The 17115-nt window shown below is 62.3% G+C and carries 20 protein-coding genes, 1 tRNA gene and 1 pseudogene; 11 read left to right on the forward strand and 11 right to left on the reverse strand.

Annotated elements, in window-relative coordinates; translation table 11 throughout:
* Positions 1-79 precede the first annotated feature (79 nt).
* The 3 genes from DCY11_RS11735 (at position 80) to DCY11_RS11745 (ending at position 1817) form a co-directional block, all read left to right on the forward strand.
* The gene (locus DCY11_RS11735; protein ID WP_108683037.1) at positions 80-565 is read left to right on the forward strand and encodes a YajQ family cyclic di-GMP-binding protein; all 486 of its coding nucleotides are present in this window, start codon (positions 80-82) and stop codon (positions 563-565) included.
* A gap of 131 nt (positions 566-696) precedes the next feature.
* Positions 697-1617: a hypothetical protein gene (locus tag DCY11_RS11740; protein WP_108683038.1), complete on the forward strand. Its 921-nt coding sequence runs from the start codon at positions 697-699 to the stop codon at positions 1615-1617.
* Complete coding sequence (locus tag DCY11_RS11745) at positions 1614-1817, forward strand: hypothetical protein (protein WP_108683039.1); 204 nt, start codon at positions 1614-1616, stop codon at positions 1815-1817. Before DCY11_RS11740 ends, DCY11_RS11745 begins: the two co-directional genes overlap by 4 nt.
* Before the next feature lie 103 nt (positions 1818-1920).
* Here the strand turns inward: DCY11_RS11745 and DCY11_RS11750 are convergent, their stop codons facing one another.
* Positions 1921-2199 carry a DUF1153 domain-containing protein gene (locus DCY11_RS11750; protein ID WP_045368324.1) on the reverse strand — a complete coding sequence of 93 codons (279 nt, stop codon included), beginning with the start codon at positions 2197-2199 and terminating at the stop codon, positions 1921-1923.
* A 411-nt stretch (positions 2200-2610) separates the two neighbouring features.
* Between DCY11_RS11750 and mnmA the strand changes: the two genes are divergently transcribed.
* The 3 genes from mnmA (at position 2611) to DCY11_RS11765 (ending at position 4889) form a co-directional block, all read left to right on the forward strand.
* Positions 2611-3816 (forward strand): tRNA 2-thiouridine(34) synthase MnmA, encoded by a 1206-nt coding sequence (gene mnmA / locus DCY11_RS11755; RefSeq protein ID WP_108683040.1) that lies wholly within the window; start codon positions 2611-2613, stop codon positions 3814-3816.
* Positions 3817-3860: 44 nt separating this feature from the next.
* Positions 3861-4664, forward strand: coding sequence for a class I SAM-dependent methyltransferase (locus DCY11_RS11760; RefSeq protein WP_245409353.1), 804 nt, complete (start codon positions 3861-3863; stop codon positions 4662-4664).
* 148 nt (positions 4665-4812) lie between these two features.
* Positions 4813-4889 (forward strand) — tRNA-Met (locus DCY11_RS11765).
* Positions 4890-5324: 435 nt separating this feature from the next.
* On the opposite strand, the gene DCY11_RS16190 is transcribed toward DCY11_RS11765, so the two are convergent.
* The 4 genes and pseudogenes from DCY11_RS16190 to DCY11_RS11780 all read right to left on the reverse strand — a co-directional run bounded on the left by DCY11_RS16190 (position 5325) and on the right by DCY11_RS11780 (position 7844).
* Positions 5325-5534, reverse strand: a complete 210-nt coding sequence (locus tag DCY11_RS16190) for a hypothetical protein (protein WP_371515006.1) — start codon at positions 5532-5534, stop codon at positions 5325-5327.
* Positions 5531-6088, reverse strand: a complete 558-nt coding sequence (gene cobF, locus DCY11_RS11770) for a precorrin-6A synthase (deacetylating) (protein WP_371515007.1) — start codon at positions 6086-6088, stop codon at positions 5531-5533. The genes DCY11_RS16190 and cobF overlap by 4 nt, the downstream gene beginning before the upstream one ends.
* Positions 6089-6906, reverse strand: a pseudogene (locus DCY11_RS11775) (cobalamin-binding protein). It abuts the gene before it with no gap.
* 41 nt (positions 6907-6947) lie between these two features.
* Positions 6948-7844, reverse strand: a complete 897-nt coding sequence (locus DCY11_RS11780; RefSeq protein ID WP_108683042.1) for a radical SAM protein — start codon at positions 7842-7844, stop codon at positions 6948-6950.
* A 911-nt stretch (positions 7845-8755) separates the two neighbouring features.
* On the opposite strand from DCY11_RS11780, the gene DCY11_RS11785 reads away from it, so the two are divergent.
* Complete coding sequence (locus DCY11_RS11785; RefSeq protein ID WP_045368290.1) at positions 8756-9022, forward strand: GlsB/YeaQ/YmgE family stress response membrane protein; 267 nt, start codon at positions 8756-8758, stop codon at positions 9020-9022.
* Positions 9023-9322: 300 nt separating this feature from the next.
* Entirely contained in the window at positions 9323-10075 is a 753-nt protein-coding gene (locus tag DCY11_RS11790) for a DUF1826 domain-containing protein (protein WP_208430460.1), read from the forward strand.
* Positions 10076-10109: 34 nt separating this feature from the next.
* Here DCY11_RS11790 and DCY11_RS11795 read toward each other — a convergent pair whose 3' ends face one another.
* From DCY11_RS11795 to ampH, 3 genes are all read right to left on the reverse strand, one after another.
* The gene (locus DCY11_RS11795) at positions 10110-11096 is read right to left on the reverse strand and encodes a glutathione S-transferase family protein (RefSeq protein WP_108683044.1); all 987 of its coding nucleotides are present in this window, start codon (positions 11094-11096) and stop codon (positions 10110-10112) included.
* A gap of 135 nt (positions 11097-11231) precedes the next feature.
* Positions 11232-11402, reverse strand: a complete 171-nt coding sequence (locus tag DCY11_RS11800) for a Flp family type IVb pilin (RefSeq protein WP_108683045.1) — start codon at positions 11400-11402, stop codon at positions 11232-11234.
* Positions 11403-11457: 55 nt separating this feature from the next.
* Positions 11458-12669, reverse strand: coding sequence for a D-alanyl-D-alanine-carboxypeptidase/endopeptidase AmpH (ampH, locus tag DCY11_RS11805; RefSeq protein WP_108683046.1), 1212 nt, complete (start codon positions 12667-12669; stop codon positions 11458-11460).
* A gap of 97 nt (positions 12670-12766) precedes the next feature.
* On the opposite strand from ampH, the gene aroQ reads away from it, so the two are divergent.
* The 3 genes from aroQ to DCY11_RS11820 all read left to right on the forward strand — a co-directional run bounded on the left by aroQ (position 12767) and on the right by DCY11_RS11820 (position 14301).
* The gene (aroQ, locus tag DCY11_RS11810) at positions 12767-13333 is read left to right on the forward strand and encodes a gamma subclass chorismate mutase AroQ (RefSeq protein ID WP_159079987.1); all 567 of its coding nucleotides are present in this window, start codon (positions 12767-12769) and stop codon (positions 13331-13333) included.
* Between the two features lie 147 nt (positions 13334-13480).
* The gene (locus tag DCY11_RS11815; protein WP_159079988.1) at positions 13481-13645 is read left to right on the forward strand and encodes a hypothetical protein; all 165 of its coding nucleotides are present in this window, start codon (positions 13481-13483) and stop codon (positions 13643-13645) included.
* Positions 13646-13764: 119 nt separating this feature from the next.
* A complete protein-coding gene (locus DCY11_RS11820) occupies positions 13765-14301 on the forward strand; it encodes an Lrp/AsnC family transcriptional regulator (RefSeq protein ID WP_108683049.1) in 537 nt (178 codons plus the stop codon).
* Positions 14302-14319: 18 nt separating this feature from the next.
* Here the strand turns inward: DCY11_RS11820 and DCY11_RS11825 are convergent, their stop codons facing one another.
* The 3 genes from DCY11_RS11825 to DCY11_RS11835 all read right to left on the reverse strand — a co-directional run bounded on the left by DCY11_RS11825 (position 14320) and on the right by DCY11_RS11835 (position 17035).
* On the reverse strand, positions 14320-15804 hold the full coding sequence (locus tag DCY11_RS11825) for a glutamine synthetase family protein (protein WP_108683050.1): 1485 nt from the start codon (positions 15802-15804) through the stop codon (positions 14320-14322).
* Between the two features lie 228 nt (positions 15805-16032).
* Positions 16033-16356, reverse strand: coding sequence for a DUF2853 family protein (locus tag DCY11_RS11830; protein WP_045368278.1), 324 nt, complete (start codon positions 16354-16356; stop codon positions 16033-16035).
* A gap of 124 nt (positions 16357-16480) precedes the next feature.
* Entirely contained in the window at positions 16481-17035 is a 555-nt protein-coding gene (locus DCY11_RS11835; RefSeq protein WP_108683051.1) for a YSC84-related protein, read from the reverse strand.
* Between the last annotated feature and the right edge of the window lie 80 nt (positions 17036-17115).

Genomic DNA, 17115 nt, shown 5'->3' on the forward strand with positions numbered 1-17115 from the left:
AACCGGCGGTGGACCTCCACCGCCGGTTTTCGTTAGATGTGCGCGAACAAGAAATTTTGCCCCGCGCGGAGGTCTCGCCATGCCCTCATTCGATATCGTCTCCAAGACGGAGATGCCCGACGTCGACAACGCCCTCGCCAACATGACCCGCGAGATGACCCAGAGGTACGACTTCAAGGGCTCAAATTCCAAGATCGAGCGGAACGAGGGCGTCATCGTCATCCACGCGGACGACGACCTCAAGCTCAAGCAGATGCACGAACTGCTGCAGGGCCATCTCGCCAAGCGGGGGATCGAGCCGGGCGTGGTCGATTACCAGGCCGTGGAGAAGGCGGCCGGTCAGTCGGTCCGGCAGAACGTGCTACTGCGCCAAGGCATCGACAAGGAACTGGCCAAACGCATCGTCAAGGAAGTGAAGGGCTCCAAGATCAAGGTCCAGGTCGCCATTCAGGGCGACGAGCTGCGCGTCACCGGCAAGAAGCGCGACGACCTGCAGGAGGTCATCCAGTTCGTGAAGGGCCTCGATATCGAGCAGCCGCTCCAGTTCGAGAACTTCCGGGACTGACCTCTGGGGAAGCCGTCCGAGGAGCGCGCCCCCGCCGAATTGCATTTTTGGGCCCGGGGGCCCATTTAAGCGGCGATGCGCCCCATCGCCGTTCGGCTGCCCGGAAAGCCCGTTTCGTCTATATCTAGCCCATGATTTCGATCATCGTTTTCGTCGTCCTCGTGCTTCTTCTGCTCCTTATCGCAAGGCGCAGCAGCAAGAACCGGGACGCGATCCTCATCGAAGTGATCCTGGGCATCGCGGGCTCGGTCGCGGCGGCTGTCATCGTCACGTCCTTCCCCAAGGTCGATACGGACAATTTCCTCGGCTACCTGGATACCCAGATTTACGAGACTCTCTTCGGCAAGAAGGCCGAAGCGCCGCCCGCGGTGCCGGTGCCCGACAAGAAGGCGGTCGCCGTCAAAAAGAATGTCAGCCGCGACGACCGGAAGATCGAAGGGGTCTATGCGGGGCTGATCCGCTCCGTCCAGAACGGAGGGCAGGTGCTCGGCGAAAAGGCGTATGTCCTGCGGGTCGATCCGGCCAAGAAGGACAAGGTGCTCGAGATCTACAAGAGCGGCGACATCGAATACAAAGTCCGCATCGACGGGACACTCGAGAAGGATGGCGTCACCTGGGTCGGTGAGACCAAATCGGTGCTGAAGGGCGACAGTTTCGTTCAGGACGATCTGAAGCTGCTGCTCTCCCCCGAAGTCGGGCGGATCGATTGGCACCAGCACGACAAGATCCAGAACATCGAGTCCATCGGCATCCTTCACAAGATCGACGAGGCCACGGTCTCGAACCGGATCAGCGCCGTGAACCGGATCAAGAATGACATGGTCATCTGCAAGGAGGAGGCCGCCAAGCTGGGCGGGAAGGCCTCGTTGTTCCTCTTCATACCCCTCGAGAACCCGCAAGGCGCGACCGCGTTCACGCTGCAAGGCCCGGCCGCGTCCGACAAGATCTACACGGACATCATCTCAGGCACGATCAAGCCCTATGAGGGCCCGTACGATCTCCATGTCAAAACACGATACAAGAGCAACGACTTTCCCAATCTCTCGGGATGAAAAGGCTGCACCCGGACTTGTCGTCCTTCGTCGGCTTCTTCGACAAGGACTATCAGATAGGCGTCAATCAGCCGGGCGCCGAGCCGAGCTGGTTCAAGGAGAGCTTGGCCGAATCCGTGCCGTGCCGAATCTTCTACGTGGGGTTCCCGCCTGTTCTGGGCGTGCCGCAGAACGGAGCGGCGGTCGGCCAACAGCCCTAGCAGATCGCCCCGCCGCGAAGCGGTCAAGCGACGAAGTCGCCAAACAAAATGGCCGGGGCGGGCCCGGCCATAGAATGCTCAGAACTAGGGTGGAAAAAGCGGGTTACCCGCCGCGATATTCCTGAATGCGGGTCGCGCGCAGGCCGGCGAGGCCATGCTTGTCGATGGAGCGCTGCCAGCTGAGGAATTCATCCACGGTCAGCGTATAGCGGTCGCAGGCCTCTTCGAGGCTCAAGAGGCCACCGCGGACGGCGGCCACGACTTCCGCTTTACGCCGGATGACCCAGCGGCGGGTGTTCTTCGGGGGTAGGTCGGCGACAGTCAGCGGACTGCCGTCCGGCCCGATTACATATCGGACACGCGGCCTGTAATGTTCAGTCATCGTACGCAACACTCACAAAACACTCGATGAGCAACAATCAAGGGGGACCTTACCTCCGCCCCATTTAAGAATTGCCTAAGCCGGGCAGTAAAATTACCCGCAAGCAAATCCCCAAAACTCTCTGAATTGTCTAAAGTTTCTTAGCTTCTTGAATCGCGACTTGGCCGCGTTTGCTGTCCGTTTGGCTTGCGCGGGCCGGGCCTGCTGCCTATGTTTCTGGACTTATCCAAACTGTCACAAGGGATTAGGGGACAGGGCAGCGTCTGCGAGGCGACGGCTGTGAGACACCAATAGGCCGGGTGTCGTTGCATGACCGTCCGCCTGAGTTTACAGGTTGCGGTGCCCGCGCGGCAGGCTCCGACGGGCGAGAGCCGGAAGCGCATCGATCCGAAAGAGCGCCTAACAGCAATTATGGTTAACAGTTTGCATCTTCCAGGGCGTCCGTCCGAGACGCGGGTGGTCGTCGCCATGTCGGGCGGCGTCGACTCGTCGGTCGTGGCCGGCCTGTTGAAGCGCGAGGGGTACGACGTCGTCGGCATCACCTTGCAGCTGTATGACCATGGCGAGGCCGTAGCCAAGAAGGGTGCCTGCTGCGCCGGCCAGGACATCAAGGACGCCCGCCGCGTGGCGGCTGCGCTCGATATTCCGCATTACGTGCTCGACTACGAGCGGGAGTTCGAGAAGGCGGTCATGGGCGCCTTCGCCGACAGCTATCTGTCCGGCGAGACCCCGGTCCCGTGCGTTTCCTGCAATCAGACGGTCAAGTTCCGGGATCTGCTCGAGACGGCGCGTGGGCTGGGCGCCGACGCGCTTGCCACGGGCCATTACATCAAGAGCTTCCCGGGCGAGAAGGCCTGGGAGCTGCACCGCGCCGCCGACAAGGATCGCGATCAGAGCTATTTCCTGTTCAACACCACGCCGGAGCAGCTCGCCTTCCTGCGCTTTCCCCTAGGCGGTCTGCCGAAGGATGAGACACGGGCGCTCGCGCGCGAGTTCGGCCTCGACGTCGCCGACAAGTCCGACAGCCAGGACATTTGCTTCGTGCCGTCCGGCCGCTACACCCAGGTGATCGAACGGCTTCGGCCGGGCGCGGCCGAGGCCGGCAATATCGTCCATGTGGACGGGCGGGTGCTGGGCCGGCACACGGGCATCATCAATTATACGATCGGCCAGCGCCGCGGCCTTGGGATTGCCGCAGCCGAGCCGCTTTATGTGGTCAAGCTGGATGCCTCGCGTCACGAGGTGGTGGTGGGGCCGCGGGAAGCGCTGCTGGCGCGGAGCGTGGAACTGCGCGATGTTAATTGGCTGGGCGATGAGCCCTTCGAGACGGCGGTTGCCGGCGGCCTCGAGGTTCTGGCGCGGATCCGCTCCACGGGCCCGCTGCAGGCGGCGACGGTCGTGTCGGAAAACGGGTCCGTGTTCGTGGAGCTCGCGGACGGCGAGGAGGGCGTGTCGCCCGGACAGGCTTGTGTGTTTTACGCCGCCGATGGCGGCGGTGAGCGGCTTCTTGGCGGCGGCTGGATCAAGTCCGCCGCGGGAGCTTTTATGACCAAGGATGCAATCCCGGCTCAGGCGGCGCCGCTGCCGGCCGAGGCGTTTTTGGTACAATCGCGTTAGGCCGCGGCACGGGCAAGCGGCATAGCCTCGGGGAGGGTTCAGCGTTGTCTTCCAATCATCCGACGATGGATACGGAGTCGGTCCGTCACGCTTACCGCCGCTGGGCGCCGGTTTACGATTACACCTTCGGCCAAGTCGCCGATGCGGGCCGCAAGCACGCGGTGCGGATGATCAATAAGCGCAAGGGCCGCGTGCTCGAGGTCGGCGTGGGCACGGGGCTTTCGCTGCCGGCTTACGGCAAGCACTTGACCATCACCGGCATCGACCTGTCTCCCGAGATGCTGGAGAAGGCGATGGGGAAGGTCTCCAAGAAGAAGCTCGACAACGTGGACGGGCTGCACGAGATGGACGCGAGCGCGCTCGGCTTCGCGGACGAGAGCTTCGACACCGTTGTCGCCATGTATGTGATGACCGTGGTCCCGGACCCGGTCAAAGTCATGCGCGAGCTGGAGCGCGTCTGCGCGCCCGGCGGCGAGGTGATCCTGGTCAACCATTTCAGCCAGGAGCATGGGGTGCGCGGGTTCCTCGAGCGCAAATTGGCGCATTTCGCCGATCTCATCGGCTGGCACGCGGTGTTCGAGCCCGAGCGCGTCCTCACGTGCGAGGATCTGCGCCTGGTGGAGCGCAAGCCGCTCTTTCCGGTCGGGCTTTTCACCATGCTCCGCTTCGTCAAGGAGCCGGGCTTCGCCATTGGCCCGCAGGCCGCGCGGACGTTCCTGGCGAACGGCGGCAAGGCGGAGGCGCCGGACGCGCCGCAGCGCAAGGCCGTGTCGGTACGGAGAATGCTTGACTTGAATTACTGGCGGTCCCTATATCGCCGCCTTCAGAATCAATTGGCCGAGCGCTAGGTTATTTGTTTGCGCTATCGGCTTAGCAGCCTACCTCAGCGCATATTTTTCGCGCTACCGCTCTCTGCGCTACTTGAGCGCGAGACCAAGTTGGGGTCTAAGAGGCCGACGATCTGGAATGCGTGGGCCTCAACCCACGCCGCATTGGGGCGGAGTAGCTCAGCCGGTTAGAGCAGCGGAATCATAATCCGCGTGTCGGGGGTTCGAGTCCCTCCTCCGCTACCACTTGGATCAATCAGATAGGCCTATGCCGCGTGTCGCGTTGGCAGGATCAGACTGCGACGCAGCGAAAGCAAATTGCCGTGGTCTATGCCGGGCCGTGTCCTCACAAATGGGCGTCGGTCGAACCGATGGAGAAGAAGGTCTGCTTCGCTCCGATAGCGGACCTCGTTCGAGCCCCCTTGCACGCTCCGCTTTGTGCCAGAAGCCGACATAAAGGCTTCCTGGTTCACGCTCCCTCGTTTTCGAATAATTGACGGCCTGGCGAAGCATCCCCGTACGCCGCCGCGTCGTGGTTCTTTGGCGCCCCCGCTAGGTGCCAAAGCGAAGAGGGACTCCGGTGCGCCAAGCGCAATGCCGGAACTGCTCCCGCAACAGACCGCCGCTGCCGAGTAGGTTACGAAGAATGAGGGGCCGGCGGGGATGAATCGCCGGTCCCAATCAACGCGTTTGCGGCTTTCGCAAGAGATACGTGTCCATGATCCAGCCCTTCTTCGACCGGGCTTCGTGTCTGACACGTTCAATCTCGTCGAGCACGTCGCTCAGCTTGCCGGAAACGAGAATCTCGTCGGCGGTGCCGACATAGGCGCCCCAGAAGATTTCCATATCGCCGTCGACGTTTTTGAAGGCAGCTTGTCCATCGAGCATCACGATGACGCTGTCTGCACCCTCGGAAAGCCTTCTTTGAGTTTGCGCCCGGTGGTGATCATGATGGATTCGCCAATGCGGTTCATGGGAATCCTATGGGCTGCGGCCAAGGCCTGGACGCTGGTGATCCCGGGAACGACCTCGTATTCGAGCTCGATATCACCCCGCGCTCGAATCTTCTCCAAGATGCGCAGGATGCTGTCGTAGAGGCCGGGGTCCCCCCAAGCGAGAAAGGCGCCGCACTCGCCGTCGTTCAGTCTCTCCGCCAACAAGGTTTTGTAGACGTCTTCCACCGCGTCATGCCAGTCGCTGACGCGTTGGCGGTAGCTTGGGGTCGCGCTGTCGCGAACCGGGTTGTCGAAGCCGACGACCTCATAGTTCGTACGTGTCACGAAGCGTTCGATGATCTCGCGTCTCAGCTGCGCGAGGTCGCTCTTCTCGGCGCCCTTGTCGGGGATGAAAAAAACGCTGGCCCGATTCAGCGCGTCGATGGCCTGCACGGTCAGGTGGTCGGGGTTCCCCGCGCCGATCCCGATGACGAGAACCTTTCGCTTCATTTATAGACCTGGCCTCGCTACCGGCGCAGTGACGCTGTTGCCGTTTCCCAGCGCTGCGAGTATGGCATCGAGGCCGTCCGTCAGCGCCGCGGGGCCCGGCTGCAGAATGAGCGGCGATTTTATTTCAACGATGCGGTTGTTCCGCACGGCCGGGATCGTGCTCCAGCCCGCACGTTGCTTGATTTTATCCGGCACGACTTTCTTGCCGCACCAAGAGGCGAGGATGACGTCCGGCGCCGAGCCGATAACGTCTTGCGGCGCGACGATTCGATCCTTGGCGGCTTGTCTTGTCCTGAGTTCCGGAAAGACATCCTGTCCGCCGGCGATCTCGATCAGTTCAGATACCCAGCCAATGCCGCTGATCATGGATCGTCCCACTCCTCGAAATACACCTTCGCTTTGACCGCAGCTCGAGCGTTGTTCGCGACCTCGTTGAGGCGATGCTCGTATTGCCGGGCAAGCCGATCCGCCTTGTCGGTCGCGCCGACCAGAGCGCCGAGCGTCCGGATCATCGCTAGGATGCCGGCGACATCCCGGTGGTTGAAGGCATGCACCGCTACTCCAGCCTTGATCAACGCTGCGGCGATCTCCGCCTGAAGATCGGAGAATGTCAAAACCAGATCTGGATCGAGCGCAAGGATCTTCGGAATATCGGCCGAGGTGAAGGCCGAGACGCGCGGTTTCTCGCGGCGCACTTGTGGGGGCCTGACCGCGTAGCCGGACACGCCCACGATCCGATCCTGCTCACCAAGAAGGTAAAGCGTTTCGACCGTCTCCTCGGTCAGGCAGACAATCCGCTCTGGCGGGAATTGGCGCATGTCAGGCCGTCGCTCCAGCATGGGCTGAAATTTCTATGGCACTATAGGCCGCGCGCCCAGGCTGGCCTTAAGGGCGCCGCTTCAGGCGCAGCTATGGCCGCCCGCAATTCCTGCAGCAGCCGCGGCTTGTCCGCTCCCAGCGTCCCTTTCAGGATCAGCCAATTCGAGGCGTGGTCGCTGCGGAATATGGTCTGTCTCAGCTCCAGCTCGGAGAGCAACAGCTCCATTTCCTGCATCAGGCCCGGCACGCTGAGCGGCTCGAAGTCGGGGAAATTTTCGCGCAGCCGCGTCTCGCCTTGCGGGAAGCTCACGACAAGCGTGGCGAGATACTCGGGCTGTACTGCGTTCATCAACGCCGCCGAGTTCAGCGCATGCTGACGTGACAGCGCTTCGCCACCGAGCCCGTTGAGGATCATCACCGAGCGTTTGATCCCCGCCTCCTGCAACTTGTCGAGCGCCTCGCGCGTCGTCGCGAAGGTTTCCCCCTTGTTGACCCGCGCCAGCACTTCGTCGTCTCCGGATTCCGCCCCGACATAGACGAGCGACAGGCCAAGCTCCGCCAGCTCCCGCAGCTCCGCCGCCGACTTCTTGCGCAAATTGCGCGGCAGGCAATAGCTCGACACGCGGCGTACGCCAGGCATGTCGCGGCGGATCGCCTCGAGGATGGTCACGAGGCGGCGGGTTGAAAGCGTCAACGCATCGCCGTCGGCCAGGAAAACACGCTCGATGCCGCCGCCAAGTTCTTCGCCGCAGCGCCGGATGTTTTCGAGCACCTCCTCCTCGCTGCGGGGACGGAAGCGCTTCTGCGGGGCGGTGTACATTTCGCAGAATGTGCACCGGTTCCAGGAACAGCCGTCCGTCACAGGCAGGATCAACGAATCCGCTTCGCTCGGCGGGCGGTACACGGGTTCGACGTAACGGATGGGAACGATGGTCATGGCTGAGCGACTGGTTTTCCGGAACGGCCGAAGGGACACGGCCAGAGTTTAGCGCAACACACGCCTCACCCGAAAACTATTGGCGGCCGATTGTCGGTCGCGGCGGGGCGGCACCGGCGCCAACGGCCGCTTCACCTGACTGTTCGACCTAGCGGGCCTGACTGTTCGGCCTCGCGGGCCTATGTCGTCCGCTGGCGGGCTCGACGTAGGCCCCCGCGTTTGGATGGCGCTGGTCATAGCGTCGCAATCAGGTCGGGGCATTATTGCATGAAGGCTCCAACGGCGACGGCGATAATTGCCAGGAAGGCCAACGAGGCGACAAGCACCCAGATCAATCCGACGCGCTCAGCCTGTCGCGCTTCTGTCGAGCTCAAGACCGGAGTCCCTGTTTTCTTGTCTCTATGCATATCGTCCTCCTTTCGGTTGTGACCTCGCGGGCGATGCGGCCGTTTCCGCGCATACGAGAGTGCGAGCCGCGACAACGCCCGGTCGGCTTCGAAGTTTCGGTCGCAATGCGATTTCGACCTGAGCACCAGGAGGGGCCGGAACAGGCCCGCGGCTCTGAGACGCCCAACGAGACTATGGTCCGTTCGGGCAATTCAACCCACGCCGCCGGAGTTACTTGACGCGGCCTGGATCGCTGAAACGCGCGTTCGAAGCAGCTTTAGCTGCTCCGCGCGTTGACCATGGGGCTCAACGATTGCGTTCACTGATAGACCTAAGGGGCACGAGGCATAGTTCAAGGGGCGGCGGGAAGCGATCCTGATAGCAATCTTCTATCGTCTGCAGCTCCGCGCGATCTGTTTCGATAGGCTGTTCGCCGTTTTCGTTTACGCGTGCCGGAGGCCCGCGGCCCTGCTATTTTAGAACGTGCTGGGCAACGATCCTGCACCAATACGGGGAGGAAACTCATGGATCTCGTCGGCATTCTCGTAACCCTGATTATCGGCGCAATCGCTGGCTGGCTGGCCGGCGTCATCGTCGAGGGCGCAGGCTTCGGCCTGTTGTGGAACATCATCATCGGTATCGCGGGCGCGTTCATCGCGGGCTGGCTGTTTCCGAGACTGGGCCTTCGGTTGGCTATCGCCGGCGGTGTTATCGGCGCAATCGTTTCGGCCGCGCTCGGTGCGATCATCCTGCTGGTCGTGGTCAATCTGATCCAGCGGCTCATCGGCTGATCCGATGTTATTGAGGGGACGCGGCCGCGCTGGCCGCGCGCCCTGCTGTCTCGTGCGTAGATCGAAATCTGGGATCGTCATTCGGCGCCCGGCGCGGGCATTGGACGGCGGCGTTTCTTTGCGTCCGGATTCCCCCCAAGTGGCGTTCGCGGACGAGCGGGAGCACATGGCTCCATAACATTCTCTGAAGTCCCCCAAACGACTGAGGCTTCGAGCAGCGAGAGGCCCTCGGCTGCTTGACAGCCGGAGATCCGTTCACCTATGGAAGTTATGTTATAACATTATAGCCGAGGAGTAGTCATGGATGGACAAGCTGCCGATGCGGTTGGCGTGCTGAGGGAAGGGCGCCCAGGACAGGAGGCGCGGTCCAATCCGCGCCAGGATCGATCCGAAGCCTCAGGTCCGGCAAAAATGGTGGACGCGCGCGGCGGCACGGGCGGCAAGGGAGCACCGGCAGTTGCGTGCCGCGTCGTCGATCAGGCCAGGGCGGGCGTCCTGGACGAGATTTGGTCTCCGGGTTGCGCCGCCGCGATCTGGCGGCGTGAGTTGCCTTCGCACTTCCAAGCCTGGATCGATACGCTTGAGCCGGACTCGCTGCCGGACGTTCGAATTGTCGTGCCCTCGAATGGTGTGCACGACGCGTTGTGCGCGCTCTTCGACGAACAGGGCGTGCCTGCCAGCGAAGGCCGAGCGACGCTTGCGCGCGATGCCGCCGAGCTTGCGAGTACTTTCGCCCGGATCATGAACGCAAACACGGTGCGGCTTCGCCTCGACGTGATCGGCGACAATGCCTGCCGCAAATTCCATGTCGACAATGTCGCCGCGCGCTTGCTTTGTACCTATCGGGGGCGCGGCACCCAATACGGGCGTGTCCGCTCGGGCGGCGATCCGAGTGTCATCCACGAACTCCCGGCAGGCGCCGTCGGTCTGTTCCGCGGAGCGCTCTGGCCCTCCATGGAAGAGACCGGCATCGTCCATCGGTCGCCGCCGATCTCCGGGTCGGGAGAGACCCGGCTCCTGCTCGTCATCGATCCGGTCTCGGACGTTTCCTGACAAGCCTCGGGCTGCGAGCGTCAGGCCGCGAGAGTCAGGCTACGAGCCTTGTGCGGCCGTGTGGTGCATCGAAATCGAGCTTAGGCCCGATGGCGACGACACCGGACGGATTGATGGTGCCGTGGCTCTCGTAATAGTGCCGGCGATTGTGCTCGAAGTTCAGCGTGCCGGCCACGCCGGGTTGCTGATAGAGGTCGCGCGCATAGGCCGGCAGCGCCTCGTAGTCGGCGAGGCGCTTCAGGTTGCATTTGAAGTGTCCGTGATAGATGGCGTCGAAACGCATCAAGGTCGTGAACAAGCGCCAGTCGGCTTCGGTGATCCGGTCTCCCGTGAGGTAGCGCTGCGTCCGCAGGCGCTGCTCGAGCCAGTCCAGGGTCTCGAACAGCGGATAGACGGCCTCTTCGTAGGCTTCCTGAGACGTGGCGAAGCCGGCTCTGTATACGCCGTTGTTCACCGTGTCGTAGATGCGGCTGTTCAAGGCATCGATCTCGCCGCGCAGTTCTTCCGGATAATAGTCGCCCGGCTTGGCGCCGACGTTGTCGAAGGCGCTGTTGAACATGCGGATGATCTCGGAGGACTCGTTCGAGACGATCGTGCCGGTTTCCTTGTCCCAGAGAACGGGCACCGTGACGCGGCCCGAGTAGTTGGGATCCGCCCTCAGGTAGACCTCGTAATAGTACTGCGATTGGAAGAGGCGATCGCCGACGATGCCCGCATCGTCCGGCTGGAAGGTCCAGCCCTTGTCACCCATGAACCAATGGACGAAGGACACGTCGATCATCTCGTCGAGGCCTTTTAAGGCGCGATAGATCAGCGTCCGATGGGCCCACGGGCAGGCGTAAGAGACGTAAAGGTGATAGCGGTCCGGCTCGGCCTTGAAGCCGCCTTGACCGGTGGGACCCGGCGCACCGTCGGGCGTGACCCAATTGCGGAATTGCGACTTGGAGCGGACGAAGCGTCCGCCGTGTTCCTTCGTGTCGTACCAGGCGTCGTGCCAGACGCCGTCAACCAGCAAACCCATAGGACCTCTCGCGGGGCTATGACCGCCCAGGCGAGCGGCACATTTATTGTAGCGTTCGTTACAGAACCCAATGTGGGAGGGGCTGGTATGAATTCAAGGCGCCGGAGTGAGCGTCGACGCCGGCGCGGACCGCGCTTACATCGATTTCAGGCTCGTATCGATCGAGTTGAAAACGTCGGCGAGCGAACAGCCCAGCGTCGAGACGGACGTCATGATCGCGACGGCGATCCCGGCAGCGAGCATGCCATATTCGATGGCTGTGGCGCCGGATACGTCCTTAAGGAACGTCGCGAACTGCGGACCCATCGCCTCGTATCTCCAAGTTGAAGCGCTCCGATTACACAGCCATTCCCTTAATGTTTCATTGCGCGAATGCAGCCAAAAAATGAGGCATACGGAACAGCTTAGCGCGGGCGAGCGAGGTGATCATCTCGTTCACCACTTCGGCCATGAGCATAGCGGCGCCGAAGTCGAATTGGTTGATGGCGACGAAGGCGGCGACGCCGCGCGTCGGTGCAAAGGCGATGTAGGAAAACGTGCCTTGCAGGCCGCCGGCCTTTTGCAGGATCAGCGGACGGTCGCCGTCGGGCATCATCACGACCCAGCCCAGACTCATGGCGTCCATGTGGCCGGACTCGTCCATGCCGGACACGGGATTGAGATTGTCGCGGACAAGATAGGCCGCGTGATCGAGCATCCTGACTTCAGCGTCCTCTTCGCTGAGCCGATCCAAGTGCCACTGCATCCAGCGCAGCAGGTCTTTGGGCGTGGAATACAGGCCGCCGGAGCCGACAATGACGTCTCCTGTCGGCACGTCACGCAGCGCTTTGCCGTCGAAGCCGTGTCCCTCCATCAGCCGCTTGCGCTGGTCGTCCGACAGTTCGAAGACCGTGTCGGTCATGCCGAGCGGGCCGGTGATGTGTTTGGCGAGGATTTCCGGGTAGGGCGTCTTGGCCGCCTCCGACAGGCCGATGGCGAGAAGGTCGAAAGCGAAATTCGAATAGAGGATGCCCGTGCCGGGTGGGTAGAGCAACTCGTTCTGGTCGAGCCAGCCGGCGAAGGCCTTGCGGGTGATCGTGCTGAACGGATCGCCCACGGGACCCGGTTTGCGCGGGACTTCGCGCGGCAGACCTGCGGACTGGGTCGCGATGTCAATGAGCCGGATCTTCGATGTGTTGGGGTCCTTGCCCGCGCCGAGATCGGGGGCGAGCGACCCCAGCCGCTGAGTCAGTGATACCGTCCCATCGGCCGCGAGTGAGGCCAGGACCTGACCCGTGAAGGCCTTGGTGATCGATCCGATCCGCAGCACCGTGTCGCCGTCGGGTTCCTTGCCGCCGTCGATGCGCTCGCCGTAGCCGTGAATGGATGTCGCGCCGTTCCGGACCGCACCGATCACCAGACCAGGGACTTTGGTCTGCAGGAACAGGACCGTGCCGGTGAACTCAACCGTCTCGTCGAGCAGGGGATCGGCGGCCGCGGGTGCCGATAGGCTTCCGGCTGCGAGAGCGCATCCGAGGAAACCAAGGATGGCGCTGCGAAAGCGGGACGGTGCGAATTGTATGGAAGTGGGCATATCCTTCGGGGCCTTCGGTGCTGCTAGTGTCGGTTGGAGGTTCTGTGGTCCAAGGCTCTTGGCAGGTCTTTATAGCCGCTTCGGAGCCCTGACACATATGACGGAGACAGATCACTTGCGCCATGCGGTTTTGGCCTTACTCATCTTCTTGGCGTTGCCACCTCTCGCCGGCTGCGCCGACACGGCAAATGAGGTGCTGGTGCTCCGAAGGCTCATGATCGAGCGGTTGGACCTGATGGAGCAGGTCGCCGCCTACAAGTGGAACAACAAGCTTTCGATCGATGATCCGGTTCGCGAAGCGAATGTCCTCAAGGCCACCATGGCGCGGTCGCGTGCTGCGGGGCTCGATCCAAAGATCGCGCAGCGCTTCATCGTGGCGCAGATGGAGTCTGCCAAGACCGTGCAGCGCTACTATTTCGATCTGTGGCGGCAACAGGGGGTCGCCCAGGTGACTGGGGTGTCGGACCTCGTTACTGAATTACGTCCCAGGATTGGCGCGCTGTCGGTGGACCTGATCGCCGCCATGGCGGAGGGTGGCAGCCAGCTGGCGGATTGTTCGTCCACGTCGGTCCTGCGGCCGGTCCCGCAGGAATTGTTGAATGTGCCCCGGGCATGGAACATTGCCGTCGACGGTGTGTTGGGGGAGCGCAGGGACTGCCCGTAGCTCGGGAGTGCCGATCGCGTCGAGGCGCCGTTCATACTTTTCTAACCGAGACGCCGGTTTCACCCGATTATTGCCCTGGTTTTATGACAATTCGCGCTTACCTATAGTGGAAGCCATTCCGAAACCTCAAATTTGTACGTTGCGATCATGAAACAGATTGCCCTATTCGCCACCGCTGCTTTTGTCTCGCTGTCTGTTGCGGGCTGCGCGGTCGAGGTGCCGATGTCGGCCTTCCAACTGGGGCCGCTCGAGGCCGAGAAGGCCCCTGCGCCGGCGTCTCAGCCTGAGCGCGACCAGCCTCCCGTCCGCTAGAGCCCTATCCAACGCGATCCGCTCCATGCCGGCGCGCCTGGGATTGTCGCTGGCAATCGGCTAGACTTGGCTTCCGTCCGGCTCCCTCCGGCCCAAGCTCGAAAGTCCGATAATCGCCGATGTCGCTTCCGACGCGCACAACGCCAACTCCCGACAAGAACTTCGCGTCGCCTTACGACGAATTGAACCGTCGTATCGTGGCTATCCTCCAGGAGGACGGGCGAACCTCGTTCCGCACCATCGCCGAGATGCTGGAGATCTCCGAGGGCACGGTGCGCAACCGGGTCGCGTGGATGAAGGAAGCAGGTCACCTGGCGATTGTCGCCATCGTGGACCCGACATCCATCTCCTACCGGGCCGATGCCATGCTCGGCATCAAGGTCGCGCCGGGGCATACGCCGGAGGCCGTGGCAGCTCGTCTCGGTGCATCGCCGAGCGTGGTCTATGTCATGTGGGTCAGCGGCCGTTACGATCTTCTGGTCGAGGTCATCTTCGACGACGAGGACGGCCTCGCAGGCTTCATGAACGGCATGTGCTACAGCGACGCCGGAATCGCCTCGGCCGAGATCATGACCGGCATCAAGATGTTCAAGAACCAGTTCCTGTTGAAGCGCGATCTGCCGGAAGGCCACACGGCCCGCGATGCCGCCGAATAGAGGCGCAGGCCGCGTCTCCTAATAGAGCCGCAAATACTCCGCCACTTCCCAGTCCGTCACCGCTTGGTGATAACGCTCCCACTCGTCGGTCTTATAGGCCAGGTACGAATTGAGCATGGTCGGGCCCAGCACCTTCTCTGCAAGCGGGTCCTTGGCGAGGCATTGAATCGCGTCGAAGAGCGTCCTCGGAAGGCGGCGGATCCCGGCGGCGTCGATCTCCTGCTGGCTCATGGCGTAGAGATCCTGATCGGTCGGCGCGCCTGGGTCGATTTCCTCGGTCACGCCCTCGACCGCCGCGGACAGCGTCAGCGCCAGCGACAGGTACGGGTTCATGCACATGTCGGCGGCTCTGTTCTCGATGCAGTAGCGGCTTTGCGGCAGCCGGAACTGTGCGGACCGGTTGTTGTGCCCGTATGTGATGTTGGTCGGGGCCCAGGTCACGGTGCCGCCTTCGAAGCCGCCCACGCGCGGGACCAGCCCGTTGTAGGAATTGACCGTCGAACACGCGATTGCGGTCAGCGCCTCGGAGTGCGCCAAGAGGCCGCCCACTGCGTGGCGCGACGCTTCGGTCCATTCGCCCGCCGGCCCCTTGAAGAGATTGCCATCGAGGTCCGCAACGCTGCGCAGCGAGAAGTTGATATGCGCGCCGGACCGCCAGTCGCCCACGGTGGGCTTCGGCATGAAGGTCACGAACAGCCCGTGTTCCTTCGCCACTTCCTTCAAGAGGATGCGCAGGAACACGAGCCGGTCCGCCATCTCAAGGAGATGGGTGTAGTGGAAGTCCAGCTCGAATTGCGAGTAGGCGCCTTCGGCGACCACATCGTGAAGCTGCCAGCCCAGTCCGTTGAGGATGTCCATCAGCTCTTTCAGAAACGGCATGGAGTCGCACGAGTACTCTGCGTCGTAGCCGAAGGCCTGGCGGCGCGGCCGGAGGCCGTGACCGGGGGCCGGATCGTCGTCGAAGGCTTTGACCGGTTGGCCGTCTTCTTCCCAGCGCATCACGATGAATTCGGGCTCGACGCCGGCGAAGCCGACATAGCCCGCCTCGCGTGCGTCTTTGACGGCGCGGCGCAGGGCCTGTCGCGGGCAAACGTTGTAGGGCGCGCCCTCCCAATAGAGGTCGGCGAAGATGAAGGCCGTGCTCGGATCCCAGGGGCAGATGTAAACGGCGTCGAGATCCGGAACCATGACCTGGTCGGAGTCCGCAGGCGTCAGCTCCGGCACGTATGAGATCGAGTGAACGGCGAATTGCGGACCTTTGCCCATGCAGAGCGCATCGAAGTCGCTCATGGGGACCGGCTTGGTCTTCGGGATGCCGAACAGGTCGATCCAGCACGACATGACATATTTGACGCCTGCCTCTTCGAGGCGCTCCCGCACGGCTGCGATCTTCTCGGGTGAGGGGAGCGCGTCCTCGAACCGCTCGTGGAACGGCGGTGTCGGGGACGTGTCGCCCGGTCCGTATTGATCGGTCTCGCTTGGGATGTCTGTGTCGCCGAGCATGGCATCCCCTCGTTGCCTCTGCTTCGCATCAAATACGCAGCGCGTATTTATATGCCAATCTAGATACGCAATGCGTATCAGTCAAAGAAAATGGTGCGGCATGCGGTTTCCTGTGGCGAGTGGACGCACATGCAAAACGACCGGAGCGCGCGGGAGCGCTCCAGCCGTTTGTCGAAGTCTTGGATTGGAGATGCCCCGGCGTCAGGGCAGGTGCCCGAGGGCGGACTATCAGGCGAAGTCGGACAGCTTTCCGAAGTGGTCGGCCAGCAGGTAGTAGACCGTCACCCGGTTCTTGTTGCGGACGTCCTTCAACTTGTCGCCGATCGTCGCGATGGCGCCATCGAGTTCCGCGTCGGACATGCTGAGGCCGAGCTTCTTCTTCAGGAACTTCTCGCGCACGCGCTCGAGCTCCGACTTGTCGGTGAAGGACACGAGCGATGCGTCCCGGCTTTGCAGCGCAATGCCGCAGTGACGAACGATCCCGGCGATTGCGTTGTCGTCGGCATCCGGCACGTATTTTTTGACGTCTTCGCTCCAATCTGTGTCAGCCATCAATTCCTCCCGTAACGTTTTTGAAGTCTGCAAGCGCGTTGTGACAGCATCCTACGTGTGTAGGGTCCGCTTGTGACAAGACAATTGCATGCGTGCGCCAGAATGTACCAGCTGTCGCGCGGACTTAACGGTCGATCTTGGTGATCTTCGAGCCTTCGAGCGTCAGATTGTACATGAGGCCCTTCGGGTCGAGCACGAAACCGATGACGGGCTGGGTGATTTTATCGGTGTCGATGGATCCGCCTGCACCCAACGTGATGATCGCCACCGAGGCGTCCACGCCGATCTTGAAGCCTGAGAGGCTGTAGAACTGATCGAGCGCATCTTGGGTCATGAACATGATGATGACCGAACGCTCCTGCACGCCGAGCTGAAACCCGAACGAGGCGCCGACGAGATTGTAGTAGCCGGCGGGTTTCTGATCGACGATCAGCATGCCTTCGCCGTATTCGCCGCCAATGCCGAAGCCGGCCTTGACGACCGACGGGAACACCAGAATGCCCACGGCCTTGTTGGCAAGCGGCTTGGCCCCGCCGATCCGATCGACGAAGCGATGCAGCGTGTCGTTGACGTCGTCCTCGATCTCCTGGGCCGAGGCCGCCTCCGCGGACGACGACGCGGACAAGGACGGCGCAAGCGCAAGGAAGGCAGCAAACAGACTCGTAGTCAGGAATTTCATGACGCAGCTCCTTAAGGTCCCCCGATCCGCCCTATAGGGCCGCATTGTGGCAGAGCTTCGCCCTGCCTGGGACAACAATC

This window comes from Methyloceanibacter sp. wino2, assembly GCF_003071365.1.
Classification (GTDB): domain Bacteria; phylum Pseudomonadota; class Alphaproteobacteria; order Rhizobiales; family Methyloligellaceae; genus Methyloceanibacter.